We start from the raw sequence: 26,690 nt of genomic DNA, 5'->3' as shown, positions 1-26,690 counted from the left end.
CCAATCAACAGTTCCAACGCACAATCTGGCATCATAGCAACCCGCCAATGTTGAACCCGGGCGTGAGCACCCTGTCGAGAGCGGCTCGAATGCGAGGTATCTCGGCGCTTCCGGTGGTGGGTAGGCGCAGCAGTGGGATGCGGTACTTGACGCAGACCTTGTTCTTCAGCGCGTCGCGGGCCAGCTGGTCCGGGTTGTTCTCGTGGTATTCGTATCCGTCGACCTCGACCGCGCAGACCCATCGACGGGTGACACGGTTGAATACGACGAAGTCGAAGCTCGCGCGATTGTTCACGAATCGTGCCTCAGCCACGGTCAGCTCGGTTGTGTCGGGCAGTAGGTTTCGAACCAGTACCTCGGCCCGGATGCCGAGGCCAAGGTACTTCTGCTCCTGCACAACCTCTTCCAGCACGGTGGCGACGATGTCCTGCGACAGGAATCGGGAACGTCGCCGGATTCGGGACATAAGCGGTCGCAGTCGCGCGGAGTAGTCGCGGTAGAGCAGGTCGAATACCGACACGATCGAGCTGTCGAAAACGGTGCTGCCCGGATTCCGGTAGCCGATGTAGCCGATGAGGTCGCGAAGATTGCTGCTGCGCGGCAGCATGTCGTGGTTGGTGACGAGCACGAACCGCTTCTTCGCCCGCGAGACGGCGACATTGATCATCAGTGGGTCGTCGAGGAACCCGAGCCCGCCCTTCTCCTCGGGGTCCGATGTCTCGTCGAGGACCGTGGTCATCACGATCACGTCCTTCTCCCGACCTTGGAATCGATGGATCGTGTCGGCTTCGACAGCACCGAGGAGCGCGTCTGTGACCTTGCTGACCTGCTTGCGGTAGGGCGTGGTGACGCCGATGTCCGTCGCCGCGAAGCCGGCACAGTACGTCGGGAGGATCTCGCGTTCGATCACGTCGATCTCTCGCTGGTTGGACCGGCTCTCCCTGTGACGACGCATGTGATTGCCTTCGACGGTCCGCGCGACGATCATCGATTCCCAGCCGGGGGTGCTGGTGGTGAAGGTGATCAGTTCGTCGTCGTAGAACTTGCTGTTGCAGAATCCGATGATGTCGGGAGCGCATCGATAGTGCTCACGCAGCATGGTGCGCGGCAGCGCGGCACCGTACAGCTCGATCAACGCGGACAAGATGCTGTGCCGGTGGAAGTCGTACACAGGGCGCGGTGGGGGCGGGCAATCCTTCGACTCGAGACCCGGAATGTGGGCCAGCTGTTTCACATCCCCCACGACGATCACGTTCTTGCAGCACGCGAGCACGTTCGCGGCCTCCAGCAGATTCACCTGCGAGGATTCGTCGATGATGAGGTAGTCGAGCATCCGGCCGCGCCCGATGCTGCGCTGTAGTGAATGACACGTGCTGAGGATCACCGGATAGTCGCGGCTGAACCGCTGCCACTCGCGCAGGTAGTTGTGGCCGTAGATACCCGGCCGGTGCTGGGCGTAGCGGTCACGCAAGCGGTCGGTGAGCCACCGCAGCGAGCGCTCGCGGTGTCGATCGGTCAGCTCGTCGAACTTCGCGGAGCTCAACGTGCTGGTGAGCCGGCCGATCTCGGCATCGAGATCGGCGATCCTCTTGTCGAAGTACAGTCGTTGCAGCCGCAAGACGACCTCGACGTCGCTGGCGTCGACCGCTCGCATCGACCGGTATCTGATCCAGTGGATGATCCGGTCGACGGCCTCGGGTAGCACGCCCGGCTGGGCCAGGCCGGGATCGGTGTCGGCGATGTAGTCCAGGATCTTGTCCGCGGGCCAGCGCAGCACCGGCAACAACCGCTCGTCCGGCAGCGACTGCCGATCGAAGTGGGTCATGAAGTGTTCGCGTTCGAGCAGGTAACCGTCGCGCTCGGATCGCCGTTGGGCGAGTTCGCCCTGCGTGGTTTGGAGCAGGCGTAACCGCCGATCCAGGGTGGCGATCTCCTCGGCCGAGCCGATCTCGCCCCTTTCGGTCGCGACAAGGTGCGCGACAAGCCTGTTCCGGTTGTCCTGGGTACCTCTGCCGAGAAACTCCCGCCGCTTCTCCGACCGGCCCAAATCGGCTACCACATAGCCGATTTGGACGTCGATGAGCTTGTCGCGCACGTTCTCGACCGCGGCGTTGTTCGAGGACACGACCGCCACGGTCTTGGACTCATCGAGCAAGATGTTGGCGATCAGGTTGAGGATGGTCTGTGTCTTGCCGGTGCCGGGCGGGCCGTCCACCGCCGAGATCGGAAATCGCAGCGCGTTGTCGATCGCCTTGCGCTGACTCGGATTGGTGTGAAACGGGTAGATTCGCGGATCGGGCGCGTCGTCGCGCTGTTCCAGGCGTGCGCCGGTGAGAAACCTATGCAGCACGCTGTCAGGGTGAAGGAAGGTGAGGTGGTCGAGCCCCTCCCGCAGGAGATGGCCCGTCTCCGGCAGTAGACCCGCGAGTTCGCGCCAATACCGCAGTACCGCAGCAGATTCGGCAATCGCGGCGCCGTTGCGAACGATCTCGACCTCGCTCGCGGGGCGCGCATGCCAGGTCCCGTCCCGGGCGAAGATGTGCCACCAGCCACCATCGGGAGTGTCGAAAAGGTAAGCGCCGCCGGAACTGTCACACAGCACACCGTCGGCGAGGATCTCGGTCCCCTGGTCCGGTGGTAGTTGTCGTGGGTGGTTCGCGAGGTAGACCCGGTCACGGCCGTAGCGATAGGTGCCGCCGCGTGCGTAGCTGATGTGGATCAGCCGACCGTCGATCTGATAGCCCGCTATCTCGGCGGTTTTGTTCTCGACGGAACTACCGTCCCGTTCGCGGACGACCACGGCGTATTCACGTGCGTTGATCGTCACCTAGACCACCAGGATCATCAGGGTCAGCAAACCCAGGATCGCGAGCCCGAACACCATCCAGTCCCAACGCACCGACGACCGCTGGTGTCCCGGGCGGTTCACCGGTGGGTGCCATGTGACGGGTGGGGGTGGCTGTGGTGGCCGAGGAGGGGGCGGCGGAGCGGCCGGACGGTGCGATGACGGAGGGAGATGCGGGGCCCACCACGATTCGGCCGTAGTTGCGGATGTCGACCGTGCTGCCGGGATAGCCTGCGATGGGCGTGCGGCAGGGGTGCCAGGCACCGACCGGGTAGCGGGGCTGGGAGACGTCGGCCGGGTGGCAGGATTGGGAGGTGCCGGGCGTGCTGCCGGATCAGCAGGCGATGGGCGCGCGGCCTGGTTGGGAGGCGCCGATCGTACGGCCGAATTGGTAGGCGCCGGGCGCGCGGACCGCGATGTCCGCGGCTGCTGGGGTGCTGTGTCCGGTGTAGGGGTACTCGGCGGGGCAGGGGACGGCGAGCTCGTTCGCACCGGAGCCGCCGGGGGACGCACCCTCATGGCAGGGCTTTCGTACAACCTGCTCAGCTCGGCCTGTCTGCGCGCCTGTGCCGCTGAACGATCTGTGGGCGGCACAACCGCCGCAGCTCGCGTCGATGACGGAATCGGCGGCGCGCCCGCGCTCTTCGGAGCCCTGGTAGGCCTGGGTGGTGCTGGTGCGACAGCGGGTGGCGGGGATTTCAGCGCGGCGATCTGTTGATCGGTGAGATTGCGTAGCAGGCCGACCCGCACGAGTTCGATCTGCGGGACAGGCACGCCCTTGTTCACATAGGTCACGACGGTGCCGGTGATCGCGATCTGCCAGTCTTTCAGCTTCGGCAGGAGGCGTTTTCCATGCGTGCTGTGGCTGCCGTACTTGTCGAAGAGCTGACGTGCGACGCTGTCGTGGGCGACGATGGTGAAATCGCCCCGCCGGTAGTCACCGAGGTTGATCAAGGCCACATCGCGGCCCTGGAATCCCTTGTTGACAATGCCAAACTGGATTTTCCCGTAGACGGTGATGGTCTCACCCGCACGGTTCAGCAGCTCGTCACGTTCGCTGCCTGCGACGAACTGACCGAGCGTCAGTTCGAAACCGCCCGCAGCCGGTGCGCCCGCCCCGGTCCCCGCCAAGACGGTTTCGACGTAGTCGTAGTCGGTTCGGCAGGCCCGCTTCAACGCAGCGGCAGCGTCGGCGACTCCGCTGATGCGGGCGAGCGCGGCGAACAACGGCGAGTTCTCCGGGTCGACGAAGTCCCGTGCGGTGAAGATCAGGTTCTCGCCGGTACCGCCGAAGTCGTCCCACAGCGATGGCTGGTGCCGTAGCGCCCGCAGTGAGACATCGATAACCGCGGCCGCGAAAGTGTCGATGCCACTGTCGAAACGGCCACCGCGACCGGGATGCTGATAGTTGCGGTGACCTTGTTCGATTGCCGGCAACCCGGTACCGGCGAACGTATCGACAAACATGCCGTCGTAGTCGATCAGGGTGATCGAAAGTTCCCGGCCGACGAGGATGTTCCCGTGCTGGAGATCGCCGTGCGCGGCGCCCGCGGCGCGCAACGCGACGACCGCGTCCGCGATCGCGACCCGCACCGTCTCGATTGCGACCGGATCCTGGTCGCCCTCGATCCAGTCCTCCACCCACACGCCGAGCATCTCACCGGTCGACCATCGCATGCGCACGGTCGGAAAACCCGTGCCGTTCACCATGATCCCGTCGGGTTGGTACACCGCATCGATCAGGAACGTCAGATTCGGATGGCCGACGACGAACCGGTAAATGTGCTCGTAGCGTTCGCGCAGTCGGCGCTCATCATGGCCTTGCTTGTGGAAACAGCGCACCGCGAAGCGCTGTTTCGAAGCGCTGTCGATGGCGAACGTCGCCGCGAACCCGCCCGAGGCGACTGACGGCATGCCCTGCGCGTTGCGCACGGGCTCACCGGTTCGAAGCAGGTCGACATGGCGGAAAGCGATCGGTGGATTGGCCACCGCACTTTGGTAATTCAGCAGGCTCGGCAATCTCATAGTCGCACCGCGCAGATCGTCGTGTCGTCGTTGTCCATGCCGGCGCGGCGCGCGTGCTCCACCCACGTCCGGAACTCGTCGTCGTCACCGGGGATCATGCTCACGTCGATGAGCGCACCACCGCGTTTCTGTTCCAGCAGGTACTTCGCCAGACCATCGGAGGCGAGCACGAGGTGATCACCACCCGCGTAGTCATCGCCGTGTTCCCAGAGCGCCGCCCGATGGGAGACATCCCCGGAATGGGTGGTGATCAGGGCCGGGGTGCGACCGAACTGGCGCGGATGATCCAGCGGACCCGCTGTGATCAGCTCTCCGTCACGCAGGTGCAGCAAACACGCGTCGCCGATCCCGATCGCTCGGTACCGCTGCCGCGCCACATCGATATCCACCCCGACAAATGTCGCCGCGCCGCCGCGCCGCAGCTTCTCTTGGGCGTACCAGGGAAGCCCTGCCGTGTCGACCCGTTCCCGCCAGTGCGACCTGAGCGCATCCAGCACGGCGAGTTCTAGAATGTCCACGCCATCGATCGCGTAGGCGGCTACCAGCAGCTCCGCCCACTCCTCGGCACGAGCGGTGGTCGACGCGCCGTCGGCGAGCGCGAAGCGCGACCCGGTGCCACCGATCGCGCGATCATCGTTCTCGTCCGGGTCGCGTCCTTCCTTGTGCCGGGTGGCCAGGCGCGCCGCTGGAGTATTTGTCATCGTATCCCCCTGTGCCCGAACGTGTTCCGGGGCGGTTACCAGGTCGGGGCGTCGCCGTGTGCGCGCGTACTCCCGTCTTGGCCGTCATCGGCCGCATCGTCACCGTCATCCGAAACCAGGTCATCGGCGGCCGGGCTCATGAGCTCCTTCAGCCCGGTCGGAGTGACCGCGCGAGTACCGATGTCGAGGAAGTCGATCACCATCGTGACGTCGGCGTTGTAGAGGAACCCGCGCGAGCCCGCGTTCACCGAATACCCGAGTGACGCGGACGCTTCCAGCATCGACGGCGGCAGAATGCTCGAAGCCTCGAACAGTCGCTGCGCGTTCGGGTCGCTCAAACCCGCCGCAGTGTCCGGGAAGGTCACCGACTGCCCACCGAAGGCCGACAAATGGAGGTTGAACACGAGGGCCGCACCGTCGTCGGTGGACAGGGCGCGGATTCGGTCGGCCGCGTCGCGCGGGTCACCATCGGTACTGGCCCCGTCGGTCACATTGATCACGATCGGCGGGAAACTCGACGGATGCTCCGCGCACCACGACGCGATCACCGGTTCGGCGTAGGTCAGTGCCGACACCATGGGGGTAGCGCCATCCGACAGCGGATCCACCCACACCGGCATCTGCTGGTTCACCGCGACGACGCCGCCCGCACCATCGGCACTCGGCGGGTCACCGCATCGACCCGGCGCGGATTCTCAGCGAGTTCGGAGACCGGCAACACCCGCCGGTCGGCATCGGCGCCATGCAGGATCGGCCCGATCTTCGCGCCGTACCCCACCACCCCGACCTCGAAGTAGTTGTAGATCCGCTCGCCGCCGCGACTGCACAGCAGCACGGCGTTGCCGAGCAAGTTGTTCACCGCCAGCGCCAGCACATCAGCCTTCGTGCCCTGCCCCTGCCCCGCGGGCTCCGACATCGAGAACGACTGATCTACCAGCAACATCAACAACGCCGGCTGCCTACGGTTGATCTCCGCTGAGTACACGATTCCCCATTCCATGAACACAGATCACCAATAGCGCCATCCCCGGCACGCATCTCGGACTCGAAAGAGATTGTAGCCCTTACTGTTCCATCGGGCCGACAGCTCGCCCCCGGGGGCCGCGCCTCGTCGTCCGAGCCGAGGACAACCCGTCGACCACCAAGGCTCGTTCTGGCATCCTCGAAGGAGCCGACAAAGCCAGGGGGAAATGCGATGAGCAACACACCACCGAACTGGTACCGGGACCCCTCCGACGCCGACCACCTCAGGTACTGGAACGGCATCGAATGGACCGACAACAGGATGGCCGCCGCACCTGCCGCGCCGAACCCGGGCGCATCGACCGCGAAAGTGCCGTTGTTCGGCGCACGCGCGCTGGCGAAGCGCAAGTCCGCCGAACTCACCGACGCGATAGCCGAGAATCAATGGCTCCGAGCACAATTGACGGCGCTGGGAGGGCTCGAAACAGCGCAACTGCAGCAGCTGCGCGACCAGCTCGCCACTCAAGTAACCGACGATCAGGCCATGCTGGACGCCCTGCGCGCTGAAGTGATCAGCACCCGCGACGAGCAGGTGCTGCAGGAGATCGGGATCTACGAGTACCGCCATCCGCTCTCGGACTCGATGGCCTACCGCACGGCGCTGGAGCTGTTGCAAGGCGAGATCAAGGCGATGGCGCGCCGCGACGGTGGTGCGATCGAGGCATCGACCACGTGGACCGTCAACGGTTCGGTCACCGAGGGGCGGAAGATGGTCCGCGAGTACTCGAAGTTGATGTTGCGGGCATACAACGCCGAAGCGGACAACCTCGTCCGCAGTCTCAAGCCGTACAAGTTGACCAGCGCGCTGACTCGACTGAACAAGATCGCCACCACGATCGAACGCCTCGGCAAGACCATGCAGCTGCGGGTGTCCGTCCATTACCACACGCTGCGCTGCCGCGAACTCGAGATGACGGCCGACTACCTGGAGTTTCTCGCGCGGCAGAAGGAGCACGAGCGCGAGGAACGCGATCGGCTGCGCGAGGAACGGCGAGCGCACACTGAATTGTCCAGGGAGCGGGAACGATTGGAGAAGGAGCAACGGCGCTGCCGTGAATCCCTCGCCGCGCTGGAGGCGATCGGCAAGGCACGGTCCGCCGACGCCGATCAGCTACGCGGTCTGTTGGCGAAGCTCGAGAGCGACATCGCGACGATCCAGGATCGTGCCGACAACTACCGGGCCGGATTCGTCTACGTGCTATCGAATATCGGGGCGTTCAAGGACATGGTAATGATCGGCCTCACCCGGCGGTTCGACCCGGAGGACCGGATCCGCGAACTCGGCAACACCTCGGTACCGTTCAAGTACGACATGCACACGATGTTCTACGACAAGGACGCGGTCGGCATCAGAGACCAGTTGCATCAGCGACTCGCCGACCGGCGGGTGAACCTCGTTAACCAGCGCCGCGAGTTCTTCTACGCCACTCCTACCGAGGTGCGTGAACATCTTCAGGCGGTGGTGGGCCAGGTCGGCAGTTTCGATGACCTGGCCAAAGCTGTGGAGTACCACCAGAGCCGAGCCGCCCGATCGCGCTGATGACACGGAAGTTGCTGGGCGGCAACATAATCAGTGCACCGATCAGGTTTCGACGTCGTCGCGCCCGTGGCAATATGGTGCGGTGGTTGATACGCAGAGCGAGTTCACGCTCCACACCAGCGGCGGTGCCGACGATCTGTTCGACCTGCACGAGTGGTTCAACGACGACCGGGCGTTGCGTGGTCGGGTGACATTGGTGGACAGCCCTATTCGCGATGGCGAGATGGGCGGGCTCGCCGAAGTCCTCGTCGTCGCCGTCGGCACGGGTGGCACCCTCACCGCGCTGGCGAGTTCGTTGTCGACGTGGTTCACCGTCCGACAGTCCGACATCAAACTGACGTTCACCCGCGGCGACGGCGAGATGACGATTGACGCGAAGGGTGTCGGGGCGGGAACCGACGTCGAGAAACTCCTGCGCCAGCTCCTCGACCACCGGACCGAGCAGTGACCGGTGCCGCGGACCGCAACGGGTGGCGCACGGTATTGATCGGGGCGAGCCGCTTCTCACACCCCGACTTCCATGATCTGCCCGCCGTCGCCAACAACATCAACGACCTCGCCGAACGCCTGACCTCGCCATCCGGTGGCGCGGTAGCCGAGCAACACTGCACCGTCCTGCACAACCCGAGCATGCCCGGACAAGTCGGAACCGCGATCACCCAGGCAGCGGCCGAGGCCGAAGATGTTCTACTGTTCTATTTCTCCGGGCACGGAAAGCTGGATCAAGCGGGAAACCTGCATCTGGTTTTGCCCGACAGTGACCCCGACCAGATCGAACTGAGTTCGGTGCCGTTCGGCGTCGTCAAACGCCACATCAGCAAGAGCCGCGCGCAGGCGCGTATCGTCATTCTGGATTGTTGCTTCTCCGGCAACGCCATCGAAACCATGAGCACGTCCGCCGACCTCGTCACGTTCGAGACCCAAAACATCGAGGGTACGTACGTGCTCACCTCGTCCCCCAAGAACAAACCCTCATTGGCACCGACAGACGGCCGCCACACCGCGTTCACCGCGGCCCTGCTGGCCGCCGCGACGGACACCGATCTCACCCTCGATCAGCTCTACGCCAGCACGGCCAAGATACTGAGGGGCCGTAGCCAGCCGGAACCACAATGCCGAGTTCACAATTCGGCGCACGCGCTGAGACTGTTCGCTCCACCTACCACGCCGGCAGCACCTGCAGTCGCTGATCCCGTCGATGTCGACGCACTAGCGGTCCTCGACGCCGCACAGCAAGGCGACGTCGACTCAATGATCGAGCTGGCGCAACGATTCCACCGCGCGAAAGATCTCGAGCACGCCGAACAGTGGTGGCGCCTCGCCGCTGAGGCTGGGAATCCCGGTGCGATGTACAACGTCGCGGTGGTCAGCGAAATCCAGCGCAGATTCGAAGACGGCAAATACTGGTATCAGCGTGCCGCCGAAACCGGCGACACCAACGCCATGCACAACCTCGCGATCCGGCTTCGGCTCAGCGGGCGCGAGGCCGAAGCCGCCCGATGGTGGCATGCAGCGGGCCATACCTCGCCACAGCGCAATGGCGAGAAGCTGCGAAAAGTGGTGCTGCGAAAAGACTTGCCGGTCGACCCGCACATGCGGACCGACGATGAGGCATCGCAGTACTCGTTGCCGACGACCCGTCGACTGATGCTCATAACACTGGGGAAATGGGCCAACCGCCCGGCTACCTGGGACGAAACTCCCTGGGGCGGAGGTGTGCACACCCGCACCGGCAGCGGCTACTACCACGGCATGTCCGACGATGAGTTACTCGGCTCCGCACGGGTCTTCTGGAAATTCAGACCAGCGAACTGGCACGGCGTCGACTTCGCGGTAGTCGCCCATGCGGGAATCACCCGCGCGGTGATTCGGATCCACGACTTCATCGGGCCTTTCGGTGACCGTTACGGGATCCAGGGTCAACTGGTCGACGACCCGGACATTCTCGCCGAACTCGTCGACAAGACCGTTCCCCGACGGCAGAACCCCATTACGCTCTGGGCCTGATGACCTCACATCTCGACATCGGCACGCGCCAAGATGCCGATACCGGCGGTGCATAGTTCAGCTGACGTGCCAGGGCGGCGATGCTCGGACCGTCGCGGTATTGCTGGCGAGCCTGGTCCAGGGAACCTGAGAGGCTGGACGATTGCCCATGTGAGCAGGTCGATGTGCTCTCCACCCGGAACGTCGGTTGCTTGATTGAACTTCTCCGGTCGACCTGAATAGTGCAGAGAAGCTTCCGTGTAGGGAAAGTTGCCAGGCTGGATATAACCGATGAGCGAGCTCAGCCCTCGGCTGCCAGCTGACCGCAGGCTGCGGCGATCTCCTGCCCGCGAGTGTCGCGCACGGTGCAGGTAACGCCCTGCGCCTGGACACGACGCACGAACTCGTCCTGCACAGGTTTCGGGCTCGCGTCCCACTCGCTGCCCGGGGTCGGGTTTAACGGAATCAGATTCACATGCACCAACGGCCCCAGCGCCTTGCGCAGCTTCTTGCCCAACATGTCCGCGCGCCACCCCTGGTCGTTGACGTCCCGGATCAACGCGTACTCGATCGACACTCGACGACCCGACTTATCCGCGTAGTAGCGTGCCGCATCGAGAACTTCGGCCACCGACCATCGATTATTCACCGGAACCAAAGTGTCACGCAGTTCGTCGTCCGGAGTATGCAGCGACACCGCCAACCTCACCGACAGATCCTCATCCGCGAGCTTGCGGATCGCCGGAGCTAGACCAACCGTCGAGACCGTAACCGACCGCTGCGAAATCCCGAGACCATCCGGCGACGGCGACGTGATCCGCCGAACGGCCTTCAAAACCCGCCCAAAATTCGCAAGTGGTTCGCCCATCCCCATGAACACGATGTTGGACAGTCGGCCGGGACCGCCGTGCACCTCGCCGTCACGCAGGGACGCCGCGGCGGCACGCACCTGGTCGACGATCTCCGCGGTCGACAGGTTGCGGGTGAGCCCCGCCTGCCCGGTCGCGCAGAACGGACACGCCATCCCGCACCCGGCCTGGCTGGAGATACACAGCGTATTGCGGTCCGGGTAGCGCATGAGCACGCTCTCCAGCAGCGTCCCGTCGTGCGCCTTCCACAGCGTCTTGCGGGTGTCGCCCTCGTCGCAGGCGATGTTGCGCACCACCGACAGCAACGGCGGGAACAGCGTCTCGCCGACCTTCGCGCGCACATCGGCGGGCAGGTCGGTCATCAGCGCCGGATCGGACTGCAGGCGGCCGTAGTACTGACGGGCCAACTGGTCGGCCCGGAACTTCGGCAATCCCAGCTCCTGTACCGCGGCCTTGCGTTCATCCGAATCGAGATCGGCGAGGTGGCGCGGCGGCATGCCGCGGCGCGGGGCATCGAACACAAGGGGCAGGGAGATGGCCATAGTTTCACCATTGTCCCAAACGCCACGTCGGACCCGCCACGCCGGGCGACGTTACCGAGAAGATGCGTGCGTGAGCCATAGCAGTCAGCCATGATCGAACCATGAGTACACCCGCGGAATCCGGTGCGTCACCGGCCGAGCACGACCCGCCGCCGACCGAGCACACCGGCAAGCACAGCAAGCCCGCCGAACCGGCGCAACCTGCGGCCCAGCCCGTCCACGTCCCGCGCGACGCCGTGCACGGATCTCGCACCGGCTACACCTGGATCGCGCTGCTGGCCGCCGCCCTGCTCGGCATCGTGCTGCTGATCTTCATCATCCAGAATCTCGACAAGGTCCGCACCGACCTGCTGTTCTGGGATTTCGAACTGCCGCTCGGCATCACCGTGTTGCTCTCGGTGATCGCGGGCGCGCTGGTGATGGGTCTGGTCGGCGGGGTGCGCATCCTGCAACTGCGGCGCGCCGCCAAGAAATCGTCCTGACGCCGAGCCGATCAGATCAGCGCGCTGAGCACCAGCCAGGAGACGAACGCCGAGGGCAGCATCGAGTCCAGGCGATCCATGATTCCACCGTGCCCCGGCAGCAGCGTCCCCATGTCCTTGATGCCGAGTTCCCGCTTGATCTGCGACTCGATCAGGTCACCGATCGTCGCCACGGCCACCAGGCCGACACCGAGCACCACGCCGATCATCGAGTTCGCCTCGAGCAGCAGCGTGACAGTCAGCAGTCCGCCGATCACGCTGAACACCAGTGACCCGCAGAACCCCTCCCACGACTTCTTCGGGCTGATCGCGGGCACCATCGGATGTCTGCCGAACAGCACACCGGCGACGTAGCCGCCGACATCGGAGCACACCACCAGGATCATGAAGGTGAGCACCCGGAGATTGCCGTCGGGTTCGAGCAGCAGCAGCGTCGAGAACGAGGCCAGCAGCGGAATCCAGGCGAGGGTGAACACCGCGATCGCGGTGTCACGCAGGAAGTTCTTCGGCGCGGTACTGAGGCCGTGGTCGAACAGACGCCACACCATGCACACCAGCGCGGTGGCGGCGAACGCGCCGAGCACCCCGCCGGCCCCCCACGGCCAGCCCAGCCAGAACACCGCCTGACCGCCCACCAGCAGCGGAATCCGCGGCACCAGCACATCGGCTTCGCGCAGCCGCTTGGTGACCTCCCAGGTCGCCACGCCGACGCCGATGCCCGCGACCGCGATGAACACCTTCGGGACGAACAGCAGGATCGCGATCAACGACAGCCCGAGCGTCAGCCCCACGGCCAGTGCCGCGGGCAGATTGCGCCCGGCCCGTGAGGTCGGGGCGGGCGGCTGCTCGTCCTGCGGCTGGGCTGCGGTCTCCTCGACCTTGTCCGGCATGGGATCCGGTGCCGCCCCGGTGGCGGCGGCGTCTTCGGCCACGATTGTCCCGTCGCTCAACTCGTCGTTCCGTTCATCCCCCGCACGAGCGGGACTGGCGAGATCTGGCGCTCAGACCTCGAGCAGTTCGGCTTCCTTGTGCTTGACCAGCTCGTCGACCTGGGCCACGTACTTGGCGGTGGTCTTGTCGAGCTCCTTCTCGGCGCGCCCGACCTCATCCTCACCCGCCTCGCCATCCTTCTGGATGCGACCGAGTTCGTCCATCGCCTTGCGTCGGACATTGCGAATCGAGACCTTGGCGTCCTCGCCCTTGCTCTTGGCCATCTTGACCATCTCGCGGCGACGTTCCTCGGTGAGCTGCGGCACCGAGATACGCAGGATGTCGCCGTTGTTGGTCGGGTTCACGCCCAGGTCGGAGTTGCGGATGGCGTTCTCGATCAGGCCGAGCGAGCTCTGCTCGTAGGGCTTGATCACGACCATGCGCGGCTCGGGCACAGTGATGCTCGACACCTGGGTGATCGGGGTGAGCGAGCCGTAGTACTCGATCAGCACACGGGTGAACATGCCCGGGTTGGCGCGACCGGTACGGATGCTGCCCAGGTCGTCCTTCGCCACCGTGACGGCCTTGTCCATCTTCTCTTCGGCATCGAAGAGCGCTTCATCAATCACGACCGAATCCTCCACAGCGTCGTCATCGTCATCGTCCGCGGGTGCGGGGTCACGACCGAACCAGGGTGCCGATGGGTTCACCGGCGACCGCGCGGGCAATATTGCCCTTGATCAACAGATTGAACACCAGCATCGGCATCTGGTTGTCCATGCAGAGACTGAAAGCGGTGGCATCGGCCACCTTCAGGCCCTTTTCGATCACTTCCTTGTGGGTGATCTCGGTGAACATGCTCGCATTCGGGTCGACGCGCGGATCGGCGTCGAACACACCGTCGACCGCTTTGGCCATCAGCACCACGTCGGCGCCGATTTCCAGCGCGCGCTGGGCAGCGGTGGTGTCGGTGGAGAAGTAGGGCATGCCCATTCCCGCGCCGAAGATCACGACGCGGCCCTTCTCTAGATGGCGCTTGGCGCGCAGCGGCAGGTAGGGCTCGGCGACCTGGCCCATCGTGATGGCGGTCTGCACGCGGGTGTCCACACCCTGCTGCTGAAGGAAATCCTGGAGGGCCAGGCTGTTCATCACGGTGCCGAGCATGCCCATGTAGTCGGAGCGCGCCCGCTCCATGCCGCGCTCCTCCAGTTCGGCGCCGCGGAAAAAGTTGCCGCCGCCGATCACCACGGCCACCTGCACGCCGGTCTCGACGATCTCGGCGATCTGCTCGGCCACGGTCTGCACGACATCGGGATCGAGGCCGACTCCGCCACCACCGAACATCTCCCCACCCAGCTTGAGCAGCACCCGGTTGTATCCAGGGCGGTCGTTACCCGGGTCGGTCATGGGTGTCGGTCTCCTTCGGCGAGGTCGAGAGCGGGGCGAGCAGGCGGCATCCATCCTGCCCTATCAGGTTGCGGTCACCCGGAAGTGGGGTCGGTCGATCCATGAGGAAAGCCCCTCCGGCGCGGCATCACACCGCGCCGAAGAGGCTGTTCGTGAAGTTCAGGCGGATCAGGCCTGGCCGACCTCGAAACGAGCGAAACGCTTCACGTTCACGCCCGCCTCTTCCAGAAGCGCCTTGACGGTCTTCTTGGAGTCGGTGACGGCGGACTGCTCGAGCAGCACGACATCCTTGAAGAAGCCGTTGACGCGGCCTTCGGTGATCTTGGCCAGCGCGGCTTCGGGCTTGCCCTCTTCGCGCGCGGTCTCCTCGGCGATGCGACGCTCGGCGTCGACGACATCGGCGGGCACCTCCTCGCGGGTCAGGTACTTGGCCTTGAGCGCGGCGACCTGCATGCCTGCGGCACGCGCGGCGTCGGCAGCGGCGTCGCCGGTGCCTTCGTACTCCACCAGCACGCCGACGGCGGGCGGCAGATCCGAAGCACGCTTGTGCAGGTAGGTCGCGACAGAGCCGTCGAAGGACACGACGCGACGCAGTTCCAGCTTCTCGCCGATCTTGGCCGACAGCGCCTGCACGGCGTCGTCAACGGTGCCGTCGGTCAGCTTGAGCGCCTTGAGGGCGTCCAGGTCGGCCGGCTTGGCCGCGGCGGCCGCGGTCACGATGGCGTCGGCCAGCTGCTGGAACTCGGCGTTCTTGGCGACGAAGTCGGTCTCGCAGTTGATCTCGACCATGACGCCGTCCTTGGCGATGACCAGGCCCTCGGCGGTCGCGCGCTCGGCGCGCTTGCCGACGTCCTTGGCGCCCTTGATGCGCAGCACCTCGACGGCCTTGTCGAAATCGCCGTCGGAGTCGGCCAGCGCGTTCTTGCAGTCCATCATGCCGGAGCCGGTGAGCTCCCGGAGCCGCTTCACATCAGCAGCGGTGTAGTTCGCCATCGGGGGCGAGCCTCCTCGTGTGTGGGGTGCTTGGGTGTTAACACCACCTTGCCGACCGCTTCTGAATTCAGAAGGGCCGGCAAGGTGAACGTAGTGCTACCGGTCAGCTCAGAAGTCGGCCGGGGTGTGCTGTGCCGGGTCGGCCTTGACCTCGGCCTCGGCCTCAGCCGGGGTCTCGACGGCTTCGGTGGCCTCAGCGGCCGGGGTCGCCGAGGACAGGAGCTCCTGCTCCCACTCGGCCAGCGGCTCGCCTGCGCCGGCTTCGGGCTTCGCGTCGCCGGAAGCCTGGCCCGCACGGGCCTGCACGCCCTCGGCCACCGCGGAAGCGACGACCTTGGTGAGCAGTGCGGCGGAACGGATCGCGTCGTCGTTACCCGGGATCGGGTAGTCGACCAGGTCGGGGTCGCAGTTGGTATCCAGGATCGCGATGACCGGGATGTTCAGCTTGCGCGCCTCGCCGACGGCGATGTGCTCCTTGTTGGTATCGACGATCCAGATGGCCGAGGGAACCTTGGCCATGTCACGGATACCGCCGAGGGTGCGGTCCAGCTTGGTCATCTCACGCGTGAGCATGAGGATTTCCTTCTTGGTGCGACCCTCGAAGCCACCGGTCTGCTCCATCGCCTCGAGTTCTTTGAGGCGCTGCAGGCGCTTGTGCACGGTGGAGAAGTTGGTGAGCATGCCACCCAGCCAGCGCTGGTTGACGTAGGGCATTCCGACGCGCAGCGCCTCGGAAGCGATCGACTCCTGGGCCTGCTTCTTGGTACCGACGAAGAGGACGGTGCCACCGTGGGCGACAGTCTCCTTGACGAACTCGTAGGCCTTGTCGATGAAGGTCAGCGTCTGCTGCAGGTCGATGATGTAGATGCCGTTGCGGTCGGTGAAGATGAACCGCTTCATCTTCGGGTTCCACCGACGAGTCTGGTGGCCGAAGTGCGCGCCGCTGTCGAGCAGCTGCTTCATAGTTACGACAGGCATAGCCTTCGTATCTCTCTTTCGTTGCCGGTTGTCGCAGTCGATCGGCGATCGACTGCCCTGGCGCCACCGAAACCGCCGGACCCGATTCGAAGAATCCGGGACCAGCCGACGATTTCCCTGTTCATCCGCTGAAGAACTCGCGCTGACCTGCCCTTGCGGACCGTCTGCGTTGCGAGCGACGACCGGATGGACGAGCACGGGTGGCGCGCGAAGTCGGTCCGTGCTGTGCACACGCAATGGCTGCTGAGCACAAACCGCTTGTTCAGTCTACGCGGAGCAGGGCCAGGTCCGAAATCGCCCCTGCGCAACGACCGCCCATTTCGCGAATGAAGGACGCGATATCCACATCCGGGGAAGTTGTCCACATTCCCGAAATCGGCGTCCCGATGCGGTTGTCCGCCGCCCAGAGTTGGGGCATGAACACCTTGACACGCACCCTGATCACCACGTTTCCGTTGCTCTGCGCGGCGGGGGTCGCTGCCGCACCGGCCGCGGCACACCCCGAGAGCGGCGCTGCGCCCGCGGCTCGACCTTCCACCGCGGAAGTCGCACCGACGATCCCACCATCGCCGATCTGCGCCGGCGGCGGGGCGCGCGGGGCTGTTGTCCCGGCCCGCCCACCCGAGCGGGTCGGCCAGGCGGATCGCCCATCGCAGCGTGCGGCCGTGCCCGGCGCGGTCCCGACACCGCCGCCCGCGCCCGACCCACAGAAGGCGCCGACCTCGACAGGCCAACCGGCGGCGGCAGGCGGACCTGTCTCCATCATCCTCGGAGCGGCGGTAGCTGTGGTGCTCCCGCCGAGACCGGCGCCGGAAGGTGTGCGGAAGAACGGTTTGTCTGTCCAGCCGTGGGAACCTCCGTCCGGCACCGTCTCCTGCGGCCGGGAATCGACCGCGATTCCGGTGACCGTGCCCCGGGGGGAGCTTGTTCCCGCCCCTGTTCCGGTGCAGGTGACGATTCATGACCTCGGTTCCGCACCGGGGCGGCCGCAGGGGGCCGATCGGGGTGCGGGGGCTCGGCCGGAGATCGAGGTCATGGTCCGAGCCCGCGGCGGGAGCGGGTCGGCGGCGGAGCTGCCCGCGGTTGTGCGGGAGTTGCTGCGATCGCTGGCGGCGCAGCAGCGTGTGCCGGCACCACGACCACACCGCTGAGCCCGCGATGGTCGAGCGTCGCAATGGTGGGCCGAAGGTGACGACCCACTTGTTTCGGGTCGATCGGTCCCGGCTCCACCACAGGGCGCGGCCGGGGGTGCCCGACCGGGGCACGTGTGCTTGCCTGCGCGAGACGTTGCGACGGACGCCGGCTCGGTCGCGGTCGGTTCTCGGACGAGTTCTGGGGGTCCTCTGTTCGGTGGCGATCGTGCTCAGTGGGGCGGTGCCTGCCGATGCGGCTGAATCGGGCTCGTTCGGTTGGCCGTTGCGGCCGCGGCCGACGGTGGAGCGCCGGTTCGACAAGCCGGAGCGGAACTGGCTGCCGGGGCATCGGGGAGTGGATCTGGCGGGGTTCGCCGGGCAGACGGTGCTGGCGGCGGGCGACGGCGTCGTGGTGTTCGCGGGGGAAGTGGCGGGCAAACCGGTGGTGTCCATCGATCATCCGGGCGGCTTGCGCACCACCTATGAACCGGTGACGGCGAAGGTCGCGGTGGGAAGCCGGGTGGTCAGGGGTACGGCGATCGGCACGCTGGTGACCGGACACGAGGGGTGCCCGGTCGCCGCGTGCCTGCACTGGGGAGCCCGCCGCGAGTCCGGTGCCCACAACCGGCGCGAATACGTCGACCCGCTCGGGCTCCTGCACGAGGTGCCGGTCCGGCTGAAACCGCTGGAGCCGATGTGACGAAACGCTCGGTCACCCCGCCCCGAGACATCCGGTCGTGGACGAGAATCGAGGCGTGTCCGAGAAATCAGCGCCTTTCACCTACCCCGACGTGGGCGCCACCCGCGCCACGATGCCCGGCGGATACCACCGGTTCCGGAATCGGCGGCCGATCGGCCACGGCCGCGAGCTGTTCGAGCGCGCGGCCACCCACATTCTCGGCTTCGGAATACAGAAGGACGTCGGCACCTTTCGCGGCGCCGACACCGAAACCGCGCAGCCCGGAACCGAATTGACGGTCGTACTCCGCATCGGGCCGCTGAACATCAGCGCGCCCTGCCGCGTCGTCTACGTCCTCGACGAACCCGACCGCCGGGGTTTCGCCTACGGGACGCTGCCGGGACACCCCGAGGTCGGCGAAGAATTGTTCGCCGTCGAATACGACCCGACCGACGACACCGTCTACGGCCTGATCACCGCCTTCTCCAAACCGGGCGCCTGGTATGTCCGCCTCGGCGGACCCGTCGCCCGGCTGATCCAGCGCTGGTTCACCCACCGCTACCTGAACACCTTGCCCACCAACTGACGTCCCAGCCCGCACGGGTACGGGAGTCAGAGCAGCGCCGCCAGCGCGTCGGCTTCTGCGCTCACCCGATCGCGGCGGTCGATCGCACCGAGTCGGTCGTATTCAGCTGCCGCGGAACGTCTTTCGTCGATCTCCCGACGGACGATCGCTTCGATCTCGACCTCGGTGCCGAGTCCGTCGCAGGGTGGGCGCGAGCTACCCGTTGAGCAATACGGTGACTGCCGCGATGAGGGAGACGGTCGCCACGGCGAGGGTGGTGGTCGCGACGAATCGGTGCGCGGTGCCACAGTGTCCGCGACTGAGTGCGCGGCCGCGCGACCAGCCGACTCCGGCCAGGAGCAGCGCGACCGTGGCGGCGGCGAGCGGGATCGGCCAGGTCGGCCCACCGTCGGCAGACGCCTCGTGCACGAAGAGCAGGGCGCAGGCAGCCGCGCCGAGCGAGGTGCGTCGCCAGGCCAGGGCCGTGCGCTCCATCGCCAGCGTCGGTGCGGTCACGAGAGCACGACCGCCACACAGGCGATCATGGCCACGATCGCCACACCGGCCGACAACACGGGAACCAGGACAGTTCCTGGCAACGGTCGCCCGGCCCGCATGGCGAGATCGACCCGGCGCCAGTGCCGGAAGGCGGCGAGCGCGACGGCCAGCGCCATGAGCAGGCAGATCATCGAGATGGCACCGGCGAATCCGGCCAGCCGAGTCGGCTGAACGAGGGTGTGCACCGCGACGCCGCCGGCGAGCAGACCGATCGCGGTCCTGATCCACGCCAGGAACGTCCGTTCGTTGGCGAGGGTGAACCGATAGTCGACTTCCTCCTCGCCGTCGTCGGATTCGGCCCCGACCTCGGGCAACGTCACGACCACCACCTCCTGTCCCCATCATGCGCTACCCCGGCCCACCCACCGACGATCCGCACGAGCGCGGCGTCGATCATGTTGTCGCCGCTGATCTGTGTGGAGACAACGCGGCGCCGATCGTGCGCACTCCATGACGTGCGCGCGAGGGTTCCCCGCCCTGCAAGAAACTCCCGCTCCGGGCACTGTTCCGGGAGCTGACTCCCCAGACCGGACATGAGAATCGGCACGTTGCGGGCCAGGCCGAGGTCACCTGCCGACGGCAGGGAAGGCGTGAACTGTTTCAAGGCGACCAGTCGCAGGAGGCGGCCCGGACCGCTCCAGCCAGTCGGCCGCGGACGGGACTGGCCGAAAATCCGCTCGACACGATCAGGCGCGAGGGTGGGCCTGATCGTGGACTCGTTTGAGGCGTTCTACGGACACGTGGGTGTAGAGCTGGGTGGTTGCCATGCTGGCGTGGCCGAGGAGTTCCTGGACGACGCGGAGGTCGGCGCCGCCTTCGAGGAGGTGGGTGGCGGCGGTGTGGCGTAGACCGTGCGGGCCCATACCGGGAGCGCCGGGGATCGCGGCGATGACGTCGTGGACGACGGCGCGCGCTTGGCGCTGGTCGAGGCGGCGGCCGCGTTGGCCGAGGAGCAAGGCGCGGCCCGAGTTGCTGTTGACCAGCGAGGGTCTGCCTGCCCGCAGCCAGGCGTCGAGCGCGGTATCGGCCGGACCACCGAACGGTACCGAGCGCTCCTTGTTGCCCTTGCCGAGCACCCGCACCAGCCGACGCTCCCGGTCGATGTCGTCGAGATCGAGACCGCACAGCTCGCTGACGCGAATCGCGGTGGCGTACAACAACTCCACCACCAGCCGATCGCGCAACGCCATCGGATCCTGCTGCGCCGCCCCGGATTCCGCCGCGCCCATGGCCTGTTCGGCCTGATTGCGGCCGAGAACCGCGGGCAGCACGCGATGGGCTTTCGGGGCCTGCAGACGTAGTCCCGGGTCGACACCGAGCCGGCCGGTCTCGGTCAACCACGCGGTGAAAGTCCTTGCCGCCGAGGCCCGCCGAGCCAGGGTCGTCCGCGCCACCCCTGCCGCCGCCAGCTCGGCCAACCACGACCGCAGCAACGGCAGATCCAGCTCCCGCACCGCCGAATCCGGCGACCGTGCGTACAGATGCTCGAGCAACGACCGCACATCCCCCAGATACGCCCGCACCGTATGCGCCGACCGATTCCGGCCCAACCGCAGATGCCGCCCGAACTCGGTGAGCAACGCGGTCAGGTCATCGGGCAACACATCCATGACCCCACCGTCACCCTTCCCCGTCCCCCACGCAACCCACCACGCCGCCGCCGACGATGAGCCGACCGAACGGCCACTCTGCCGGACTGTTCGTTTCCGCACCCATAGTCGCCCTGCCGGGTGAAGCGCTCAGTCGCGATTCCGCGCGAAACATCCCGCACAGCCGGGACAGACCCGCGCTCGCCCGACCGTCGATGTCCGCATCACCGGCTGGTCGCGCACCGCCGTCAGCTCGCCCGTCGACCGGATGTCCGAAACCATCCATCGGAATCGCAGCCGACCAGTTCGGCGAGTTCCAGGCTCGGCAGGACCGCGCGAACCGTGGCCAGGTCCACGCCGGATTGCTGGGACAGTTCGCGGGGCAGACGGGAACCGATGATGGGCAGAGCCGCGTAGATTTCGGCTTCGGCGCCGCGGAGGTGGCCGGCGGGGTCGGCCGAGCCACTGCCGCCGACAGGGAGGCGGAGGGGACCCGCTTCGTCGATGATGTCTTCGGCTCGGGTTACCAGAAGTGCCTCGCCCTCTCTGATCATGCGATGACAGCCTGCCGAGGAGGCCGACCCGACCGGCCCCGGCACGGCCATGGCGGGTCGGCCCAGCCTGCGGGCCCATTTCACGGTGTTGCGAGCGCCGCTGCGAAGGCCGGCCTCGACCACCAGAACGCCGTCCCCGAGTGTCGCGATCAACCGATTCCTCGCCAGGAACTGGTGTTTCTGCGCCGAGACGCCTGGCGGGTATTCGCTGACGACCAGACCGCTTTCGGCGATGGCGGCGAGCAGGCGGTCGTGCTGCGCCGGATAGGGGCGATCGACGCCGCAGGCGAGGACCGCGACGGTGGTTCCGCCGACGGCGAGGGCCGCCCGGTGCGCGGCCGCGTCGATGCCGAAGGCCGCTCCGGAGACGATGGTCCAGCCCCGGCCCGCCAGGTCGCACGCGATCTCGCTCGCCACCTGCAACCCGTATCCGCTGCTACAGCGCGAACCGACCACTGCGACAGCACGTTCGGACGCGGTGCGAAGCGAGAGAGGTCCCCGCGCCCACAGCACCAGCGGGACCGCCGCCTCGCGATCACGCTCGCTGTCGAGTTGATCGAGTCCGAGCATTCGCCAGCCCGGCCATTCCTCGTCGTCGGGAGTGATCACCCGCCCGCCCAGACGAGCAATCGTTTCCAGATCCGCTGCCGCCGAGTCGATCTCCCGCCGCGTGGCGGTGGGTCCACGCAGTGCCGCGGGCAATTCGTGCTCACGGACAGCGCGCGCGGCCTCGCACACCCCGACCGAGGCGATCAAGGCCGACAGTGGCGCGCACGGACCCTGCACCACCCGCGACAGGTACACCCAGGCGAGTCTTCGTTCGTCCGGATCACCGTCGAGATCCACCACCTCGCCGACCGCACGCGACTCGCTCATTGCGCGCCCCGCTGCCGGAAGTTCAACGACGACATCACATCCTGCACGGTGGGCAGCTCCCCTTCGCGCAGATCGCAGACCGTCCAGGCAACGCGGACGGCCCGATCGGCACCACGGGCCGACATGCGCCCCAGCCGTAAGGCCGTCTCTATCGGTGCGATCGATTCCCGTGGCAACGTGAATCGCTTCCGCAGAATATGGCCCGGCACTTCGGCATTGGTCGTCCACCCGTCCTCGCTCCACCGCTGCGCCGCGCGGGCTCGTGCCCTGGCCACGCGTTCGGCCACCGTGCTGCTGTTCTCGGCCTGTTCGTCACCGAACGTCGCACCGGCCTGCCCGTGCATCTGGACCCAGATATCGATGCGGTCGAGCAAAGGCCCCGACAGTTTGCCCAGGTAGCGGCGTCGTGCCAGTGGCGCGCAGATGCAGTCCACATCGCGTGCCGGAGCGCACGGACAGGGATTCGCCGCCAAGACGAGCTGGAAGCGGGCCGGATACCGAGCGACGCCGTCGCGCCGGGCGATGCGCACTTCCCCCTCTTCGAGCGGAGTTCGCAGTGCCTCCAGGACTTTGGTGCCGATCTCGGCGCATTCGTCGAGGAACAGGACCCCGCGATGGGCCCGGCTCACCGCGCCGGGACGGGCCATGCCGGAACCGCCGCCGATCATGGCGGTCACCGACGTCGAATGATGCGGCGCGACAAAAGGAGCCAGCGTGAGCAACGGGTGCTCGGCCGTCAGCGATCCCGCCATCGAATGGATCGCGGTCACCTCCAGCGATTCCGCTTCCGACAGCGGCGGTAAGAGGCCCGGAAGACGTTGTGCCAACATCGTTTTGCCGATCCCGGGCGGCCCGGTGAGCAGCAGATGGTGTCCGCCTGCCGCAGCGACCTCCAGCGCCCAGCGCGCCTCGTCCTGCCCGACGACATCGCTGAGGTCACCGCAGGGGGTCTGCGTCCCCGGCACGACGCCGTCGGGTTCGAGCAGCTCGCCCTCCCCGCGCAGCCATGCCACCACGGCCCGCAGGCTCGTCGCCCCGAGCACCTCGATCCCCTCGACCAGCCCCGCTTCGGCCACCGCCTCGGCAGGCACGACCACCGTGGGCAGCCCGGCCCGACGGGCGGCGATCACCGCGGGCAGCACTCCACGCACCCGCCGAACCCGGCCGTCCAGCGCCAGCTCCCCCAGCAGCACCGTTTTCACCAGCCGCTCGCCGGGCACCGCGCCGGAGGCGTCGAGCACCGCAACGGCCAGCGCGAGGTCGTAGACACTGCCCACTTTCGGCAACGTCGCAGGCGAGAGTGCCAGGATCACCCGGCCGTCCGGCCACTTCTCCCCCGTATTGGCCACCGCCGAACGCACTCGATTACGCGATTCCTGCAGGGCGGTATCGGGCAGGCCGACCAGATTCACCGAGGGCAGACCCTGGCCGATATCGGCCTCGATCTCCACCAGCAGCCCGTCGACCCCGGTCACCGCCACCGACAGCGCCCGCCCGAGCGCCATCAGAACGCGCCGGTCAGATGATCGATGACCGGGCCGCGGCCCCGCGGGACCAGCACCGACACGACGTCGAAGCGGATCCGCCGCCACGGCCCGTCCTGTTCGGCCAGCCACAGCAGCGCCAGCCGGCGGATTCGCTGCTGCTTGCTGAAGGTGACCGACTCGGCCGGGGTTCCGAACCCCAGCCCCGACCGTGTCTTGACCTCGACGAACGCGGTGATCGACGGGTCCTGAACGATCAGGTCCAGCTCACCGTATCGACACCGCCAATTGCGGGCGACGATCTCCATCCCCGACTCGCACAGATACTGCGCGGCCAGCTTCTCCCCATACGCGCCGAGCGCCTGTTTGTGTGCCATGAGCGAAAGCATGGCCACCGACGCTCGCGTCGCTGTCACCCGCGACCTGGGCAAACAGAAATCCTGTGGATAACCGCGCCCCTGTGGACAACTACTCCGGCAGGCGCAGGTCCGGCTTCTCCAGCTCCTCGATGTTCACGTCCTTGAACGTGATCACCCGAACGTGCTTGACGAACCGTGCCGGGCGGTACATATCCCATACCCACGCATCGCTCATCCGCACTTCGAAATACACCTCGCCGTCGGCGTTCTGCGGACGCAGTTCGACCGAATTGGCCAGGTAGAAGCGCCGTTCGGTCTCCACCACGTACGAGAACTGGCCGACGATGTCCTTGTACTCGCGGTACAAGGACAGTTCCATCTCGGTTTCGTACTTCTCGAGGTCCTCAGCACTCATCGGGTGGGACGTCCTCCTGCTAGCAGCGCCGCGTTCATTGGTGACATCATCGCGCATGTGCCGCGCGCGTAGCCACTCGGCTACCTCCGGGCACCTCGAGCTCGCGCACATTCCGCCAGGAACGGCGGTGTTCTGTGCTCGGTCCGAGCTGCCGCAGGGCGGCGGTGTGCTCGGGCGTGTTGTAGCCCTTGTGCGCGGCGAAACCGTAGCCGGGTAGCTGGGCGTCGAGCTCGACCATCATCCGGTCCCTGGTCACCTTCGCCAGGATGCTCGCGGCGGCGATACAGGCCGCGGTGCCGTCGCCGCCGATCACCGGCAGTGACGGTGCGGGCAGGCCGGGAACCTTGAATCCGTCGGTCAGGATGTAGCCGGGGGTGCGTTCGAGGCCGGCGACGGCTCGGCGCATGCCCTCGATATTGGCGACGTGGATCCCGATCGAGTCGATCTCCCACGCCGGCACCACCACGACGCTCCAGGCCAGCGACAATCGCTGAACCACCGGGAACAGCTCCTCACGAGCCGCCTCCGTGAGTTTCTTGGAGTCGTCGAGCCCGGCGAGCTTGTCGTAGGCCTTGGGCGCCAGCAGGCACGCGGCGACCACCAGCGGGCCCGCGCAGGGCCCGCGCCCCGCCTCGTCGACCCCGGCCACCGGCGCGAGGCCACCGCGCACGAGCGCGGCCTCGAGCGTGCGTAGTCCCGCCGCCCGGCGCATCACCATCCGCGGCGGCCAGCTGGTCCGATCCTGCCCCACAGTTCGATTGTCCCGTCGCGTCAGTTCGCCCGGGTGTTCCGGGTGCGCATTCGCCCCGGAACACCCCTCCTCAACGTGTCAGTTCTCTTGGGCGTTCTCGGTCTTCACTGGGCCCAGAACACTCGTCCTCATCGCGTTAGTTCTCTTGGGCGTTTTCGGTCTTCACTGGGCCCATCCGGCTCGGCGGCCAGATCTTGAACACCGTCTTGCCACGGACGTTGTCCACCGGCACGGTGCCCTGCAGATCGTCGCTGACGTGGGCACGCGAATCAGCCGACTCGTTGCGGTTGTCGCCCATCACCCACAGATTGCCCTCCGGCACCTTCACCGGACCGAACACCCGCCCCGCCGGGTACACGGCGTTGGGGCGATCGGTGAACCAGGGGTAGTCCTTCTTGATGTACGGCTCGTCGAGCGGTTTGCCGTCGACCATGACGCGGCCCTGCGGATCGCAACACTGCACGGTCTGCCCGCCGACCGCGATGACGCGCTTGACCAGATCGTTCTCGTCCGGCGGGACCAGCCCGAAGTAGGACAGGAAGTTCTGCAGACCGCGCACGACGGTGTTGTCCGAACGCACCGACTTGTAGTGCCCGTTCCACGACGGCGGTCCGACGAAGACCACCACGTCGCCCGGTCCGGGTTCGGAGCCGTAATAACTGATCTTCTGGACGTAGATGCGATCACCGATCAGCAGCGTGTTCTCCATCGACTGCGAGGGGATCACATACGGCCGACCGACGAAGGTCACCATCAACGCGGCGATCACAGCCGCGATCACGACGAGTATCGGCAGCTCCTGCCAGAACGGGCGCTGCTTCTTGTCGCCGCGCGTCTTTCTGCGCCGCCCACCTTCGTCACCCGAATCGGACACCGACACCGACTCACTTTCGTCTGCCACGCCGAACAGAGTAGCCCGGCACCCTGACGTGAGTCGGGTACCGGGCTACCTGAAGAATTCTGGTACTGCCAAGTGCTACTGCGAGATCAGCGCTTTTCCTTGATCTTGGCAGCCTTGCCGCGCAGGTCGCGCAGGTAGTACAGCTTGGCGCGACGCACGTCACCGCGGGTCACGACATCGATGTGGTCGATGTTGGGGCTGTGCACGGGGAAGGTGCGCTCGACACCGACACCGAAGGACACCTTGCGGACCGTGAAGGTCTCGCCGATGCCGCCGCCGTGGCGCCGGATCACGACGCCCTTGAAGACCTGGATGCGCTCCTTCGAGCCTTCGATGACCTTCACGTGCACGTTCAGGGTGTCGCCCGGACGGAAGTCGGGGACATCGCTACGCAGCGACTTCTCGTCGACGAAATCAAGGGTGTTCATTTTCCACCTTTTCGGATTCTTTGCGTGAACAGAGGAACCTGGCGGCACTCGCGCGCTCGACCGGTTCGTGCTCAGAA

28 protein-coding genes are annotated in these 26,690 nt (G+C 66.4%); 7 read left to right on the top strand and 21 right to left on the bottom strand.

Annotated features, from left to right (window positions below; all coding sequences use genetic code 11):
* Nucleotides 1-31: 31 nt before the first annotated feature.
* Genes ACFWFP_RS02590 through ACFWFP_RS02570 form a run of 5 tightly spaced genes read right to left on the bottom strand, consistent with a single transcriptional unit; the run spans nt 32 to nt 6,571 of the window.
* Nucleotides 32-2,827 (bottom strand): AAA domain-containing protein, encoded by a 2,796-nt coding sequence (locus ACFWFP_RS02590; protein WP_379292765.1) that lies wholly within the window; start codon nt 2,825-2,827, stop codon nt 32-34.
* Nucleotides 2,828-4,834 carry a hypothetical protein gene (locus tag ACFWFP_RS02585; RefSeq protein ID WP_379292764.1) on the bottom strand — a complete coding sequence of 669 codons (2,007 nt, stop codon included), beginning with the start codon at nt 4,832-4,834 and terminating at the stop codon, nt 2,828-2,830.
* 32 nt (nt 4,835-4,866) lie between these two features.
* On the bottom strand, nt 4,867-5,571 hold the full coding sequence (locus ACFWFP_RS02580) for a protein phosphatase 2C domain-containing protein (protein ID WP_379292763.1): 705 nt from the start codon (nt 5,569-5,571) through the stop codon (nt 4,867-4,869).
* A 35-nt stretch (nt 5,572-5,606) separates the two neighbouring features.
* Nucleotides 5,607-6,203 carry a hypothetical protein gene (locus tag ACFWFP_RS02575; protein WP_379292761.1) on the bottom strand — a complete coding sequence of 199 codons (597 nt, stop codon included), beginning with the start codon at nt 6,201-6,203 and terminating at the stop codon, nt 5,607-5,609.
* Entirely contained in the window at nt 6,200-6,571 is a 372-nt protein-coding gene (locus tag ACFWFP_RS02570; protein ID WP_379292760.1) for a hypothetical protein, read from the bottom strand. Before ACFWFP_RS02570 ends, ACFWFP_RS02575 begins: the two co-directional genes overlap by 4 nt.
* Nucleotides 6,572-6,766: 195 nt before the next feature.
* Here ACFWFP_RS02570 and ACFWFP_RS02565 point away from each other — a divergent pair, with 195 nt between their 5' ends.
* From ACFWFP_RS02565 to ACFWFP_RS02555, 3 genes are all read left to right on the top strand, one after another.
* Nucleotides 6,767-8,134: a DUF4041 domain-containing protein gene (locus ACFWFP_RS02565; protein ID WP_379292758.1), complete on the top strand. Its 1,368-nt coding sequence runs from the start codon at nt 6,767-6,769 to the stop codon at nt 8,132-8,134.
* 82 nt (nt 8,135-8,216) lie between these two features.
* Nucleotides 8,217-8,582: a hypothetical protein gene (locus ACFWFP_RS02560; protein ID WP_379292757.1), complete on the top strand. Its 366-nt coding sequence runs from the start codon at nt 8,217-8,219 to the stop codon at nt 8,580-8,582.
* Nucleotides 8,579-10,141 carry a caspase family protein gene (locus ACFWFP_RS02555; protein WP_379292756.1) on the top strand — a complete coding sequence of 521 codons (1,563 nt, stop codon included), beginning with the start codon at nt 8,579-8,581 and terminating at the stop codon, nt 10,139-10,141. Before ACFWFP_RS02560 ends, ACFWFP_RS02555 begins: the two co-directional genes overlap by 4 nt.
* A 280-nt stretch (nt 10,142-10,421) precedes the next feature.
* Here ACFWFP_RS02555 and rlmN read toward each other — a convergent pair whose 3' ends face one another.
* The gene (rlmN, locus tag ACFWFP_RS02550; RefSeq protein ID WP_379292755.1) at nt 10,422-11,531 is read right to left on the bottom strand and encodes a 23S rRNA (adenine(2503)-C(2))-methyltransferase RlmN; all 1,110 of its coding nucleotides are present in this window, start codon (nt 11,529-11,531) and stop codon (nt 10,422-10,424) included.
* 101 nt (nt 11,532-11,632) lie between these two features.
* Here rlmN and ACFWFP_RS02545 point away from each other — a divergent pair, with 101 nt between their 5' ends.
* Nucleotides 11,633-12,013, top strand: a complete 381-nt coding sequence (locus tag ACFWFP_RS02545) for a lipopolysaccharide assembly LapA domain-containing protein (protein ID WP_379292754.1) — start codon at nt 11,633-11,635, stop codon at nt 12,011-12,013.
* 11 nt (nt 12,014-12,024) lie between these two features.
* Here the strand turns inward: ACFWFP_RS02545 and ACFWFP_RS02540 are convergent, their stop codons facing one another.
* From ACFWFP_RS02540 to rpsB, 5 genes are all read right to left on the bottom strand, one after another.
* Complete coding sequence (locus ACFWFP_RS02540; RefSeq protein WP_379293728.1) at nt 12,025-12,903, bottom strand: phosphatidate cytidylyltransferase; 879 nt, start codon at nt 12,901-12,903, stop codon at nt 12,025-12,027.
* A 111-nt stretch (nt 12,904-13,014) separates the two neighbouring features.
* Nucleotides 13,015-13,572 (bottom strand): ribosome recycling factor, encoded by a 558-nt coding sequence (gene frr, locus ACFWFP_RS02535; protein WP_101468579.1) that lies wholly within the window; start codon nt 13,570-13,572, stop codon nt 13,015-13,017.
* Nucleotides 13,573-13,621: 49 nt separating this feature from the next.
* A complete protein-coding gene (gene pyrH / locus ACFWFP_RS02530) occupies nt 13,622-14,350 on the bottom strand; it encodes a UMP kinase (protein WP_378607015.1) in 729 nt (242 codons plus the stop codon).
* Between the two features lie 168 nt (nt 14,351-14,518).
* Nucleotides 14,519-15,343, bottom strand: coding sequence for a translation elongation factor Ts (gene tsf, locus ACFWFP_RS02525; protein WP_379292753.1), 825 nt, complete (start codon nt 15,341-15,343; stop codon nt 14,519-14,521).
* Nucleotides 15,344-15,451: 108 nt separating this feature from the next.
* A complete protein-coding gene (gene rpsB, locus ACFWFP_RS02520) occupies nt 15,452-16,321 on the bottom strand; it encodes a 30S ribosomal protein S2 (protein WP_379292752.1) in 870 nt (289 codons plus the stop codon).
* A 416-nt stretch (nt 16,322-16,737) separates the two neighbouring features.
* Between rpsB and ACFWFP_RS02515 the strand changes: the two genes are divergently transcribed.
* The 3 genes from ACFWFP_RS02515 (at nt 16,738) to ACFWFP_RS02505 (ending at nt 18,719) form a co-directional block, all read left to right on the top strand.
* Entirely contained in the window at nt 16,738-17,472 is a 735-nt protein-coding gene (locus ACFWFP_RS02515) for a hypothetical protein (RefSeq protein ID WP_379292751.1), read from the top strand.
* Between the two features lie 199 nt (nt 17,473-17,671).
* On the top strand, nt 17,672-18,154 hold the full coding sequence (locus ACFWFP_RS02510) for a M23 family metallopeptidase (protein ID WP_379292750.1): 483 nt from the start codon (nt 17,672-17,674) through the stop codon (nt 18,152-18,154).
* Between the two features lie 55 nt (nt 18,155-18,209).
* Nucleotides 18,210-18,719 carry a DUF1990 family protein gene (locus ACFWFP_RS02505; protein WP_379292749.1) on the top strand — a complete coding sequence of 170 codons (510 nt, stop codon included), beginning with the start codon at nt 18,210-18,212 and terminating at the stop codon, nt 18,717-18,719.
* A 195-nt stretch (nt 18,720-18,914) separates the two neighbouring features.
* Here the strand turns inward: ACFWFP_RS02505 and ACFWFP_RS02500 are convergent, their stop codons facing one another.
* The 10 genes from ACFWFP_RS02500 to rplS form a co-directional block, all read right to left on the bottom strand.
* Nucleotides 18,915-19,214, bottom strand: a complete 300-nt coding sequence (locus tag ACFWFP_RS02500) for a DUF202 domain-containing protein (protein WP_379292748.1) — start codon at nt 19,212-19,214, stop codon at nt 18,915-18,917.
* On the bottom strand, nt 19,211-19,576 hold the full coding sequence (locus tag ACFWFP_RS02495; RefSeq protein WP_379292747.1) for a YidH family protein: 366 nt from the start codon (nt 19,574-19,576) through the stop codon (nt 19,211-19,213). The genes ACFWFP_RS02500 and ACFWFP_RS02495 overlap by 4 nt, the downstream gene beginning before the upstream one ends.
* 366 nt (nt 19,577-19,942) lie before the next feature.
* Entirely contained in the window at nt 19,943-20,866 is a 924-nt protein-coding gene (locus ACFWFP_RS02490) for a tyrosine recombinase XerC (protein WP_379292746.1), read from the bottom strand.
* 227 nt (nt 20,867-21,093) lie between these two features.
* Nucleotides 21,094-22,275 (bottom strand): DNA-processing protein DprA, encoded by a 1,182-nt coding sequence (gene dprA / locus ACFWFP_RS02485; protein WP_379292745.1) that lies wholly within the window; start codon nt 22,273-22,275, stop codon nt 21,094-21,096.
* Nucleotides 22,272-23,780: a YifB family Mg chelatase-like AAA ATPase gene (locus ACFWFP_RS02480; protein ID WP_379292743.1), complete on the bottom strand. Its 1,509-nt coding sequence runs from the start codon at nt 23,778-23,780 to the stop codon at nt 22,272-22,274. The genes dprA and ACFWFP_RS02480 overlap by 4 nt, the downstream gene beginning before the upstream one ends.
* Entirely contained in the window at nt 23,780-24,136 is a 357-nt protein-coding gene (locus ACFWFP_RS02475) for a YraN family protein (protein WP_379292742.1), read from the bottom strand. The genes ACFWFP_RS02480 and ACFWFP_RS02475 overlap by 1 nt, the downstream gene beginning before the upstream one ends.
* A 91-nt stretch (nt 24,137-24,227) precedes the next feature.
* The gene (locus tag ACFWFP_RS02470; RefSeq protein WP_011210678.1) at nt 24,228-24,533 is read right to left on the bottom strand and encodes a DUF2469 domain-containing protein; all 306 of its coding nucleotides are present in this window, start codon (nt 24,531-24,533) and stop codon (nt 24,228-24,230) included.
* Between the two features lie 46 nt (nt 24,534-24,579).
* Nucleotides 24,580-25,284, bottom strand: a complete 705-nt coding sequence (locus ACFWFP_RS02465) for a ribonuclease HII (RefSeq protein WP_379292741.1) — start codon at nt 25,282-25,284, stop codon at nt 24,580-24,582.
* Between the two features lie 136 nt (nt 25,285-25,420).
* A complete protein-coding gene (lepB, locus tag ACFWFP_RS02460; RefSeq protein ID WP_379292740.1) occupies nt 25,421-26,185 on the bottom strand; it encodes a signal peptidase I in 765 nt (254 codons plus the stop codon).
* 86 nt (nt 26,186-26,271) lie between these two features.
* Nucleotides 26,272-26,613 carry a 50S ribosomal protein L19 gene (gene rplS / locus ACFWFP_RS02455; protein ID WP_071929278.1) on the bottom strand — a complete coding sequence of 114 codons (342 nt, stop codon included), beginning with the start codon at nt 26,611-26,613 and terminating at the stop codon, nt 26,272-26,274.
* Between the last annotated feature and the right edge of the window lie 77 nt (nt 26,614-26,690).

The organism is Nocardia sp. NPDC060249, assembly GCF_042728755.1.
Lineage (GTDB): Bacteria > Actinomycetota > Actinomycetes > Mycobacteriales > Mycobacteriaceae > Nocardia.
The sequence above is the reverse complement of the archived record's forward strand: the minus strand, read 5'-3'. Positions and strand labels throughout refer to the sequence as shown.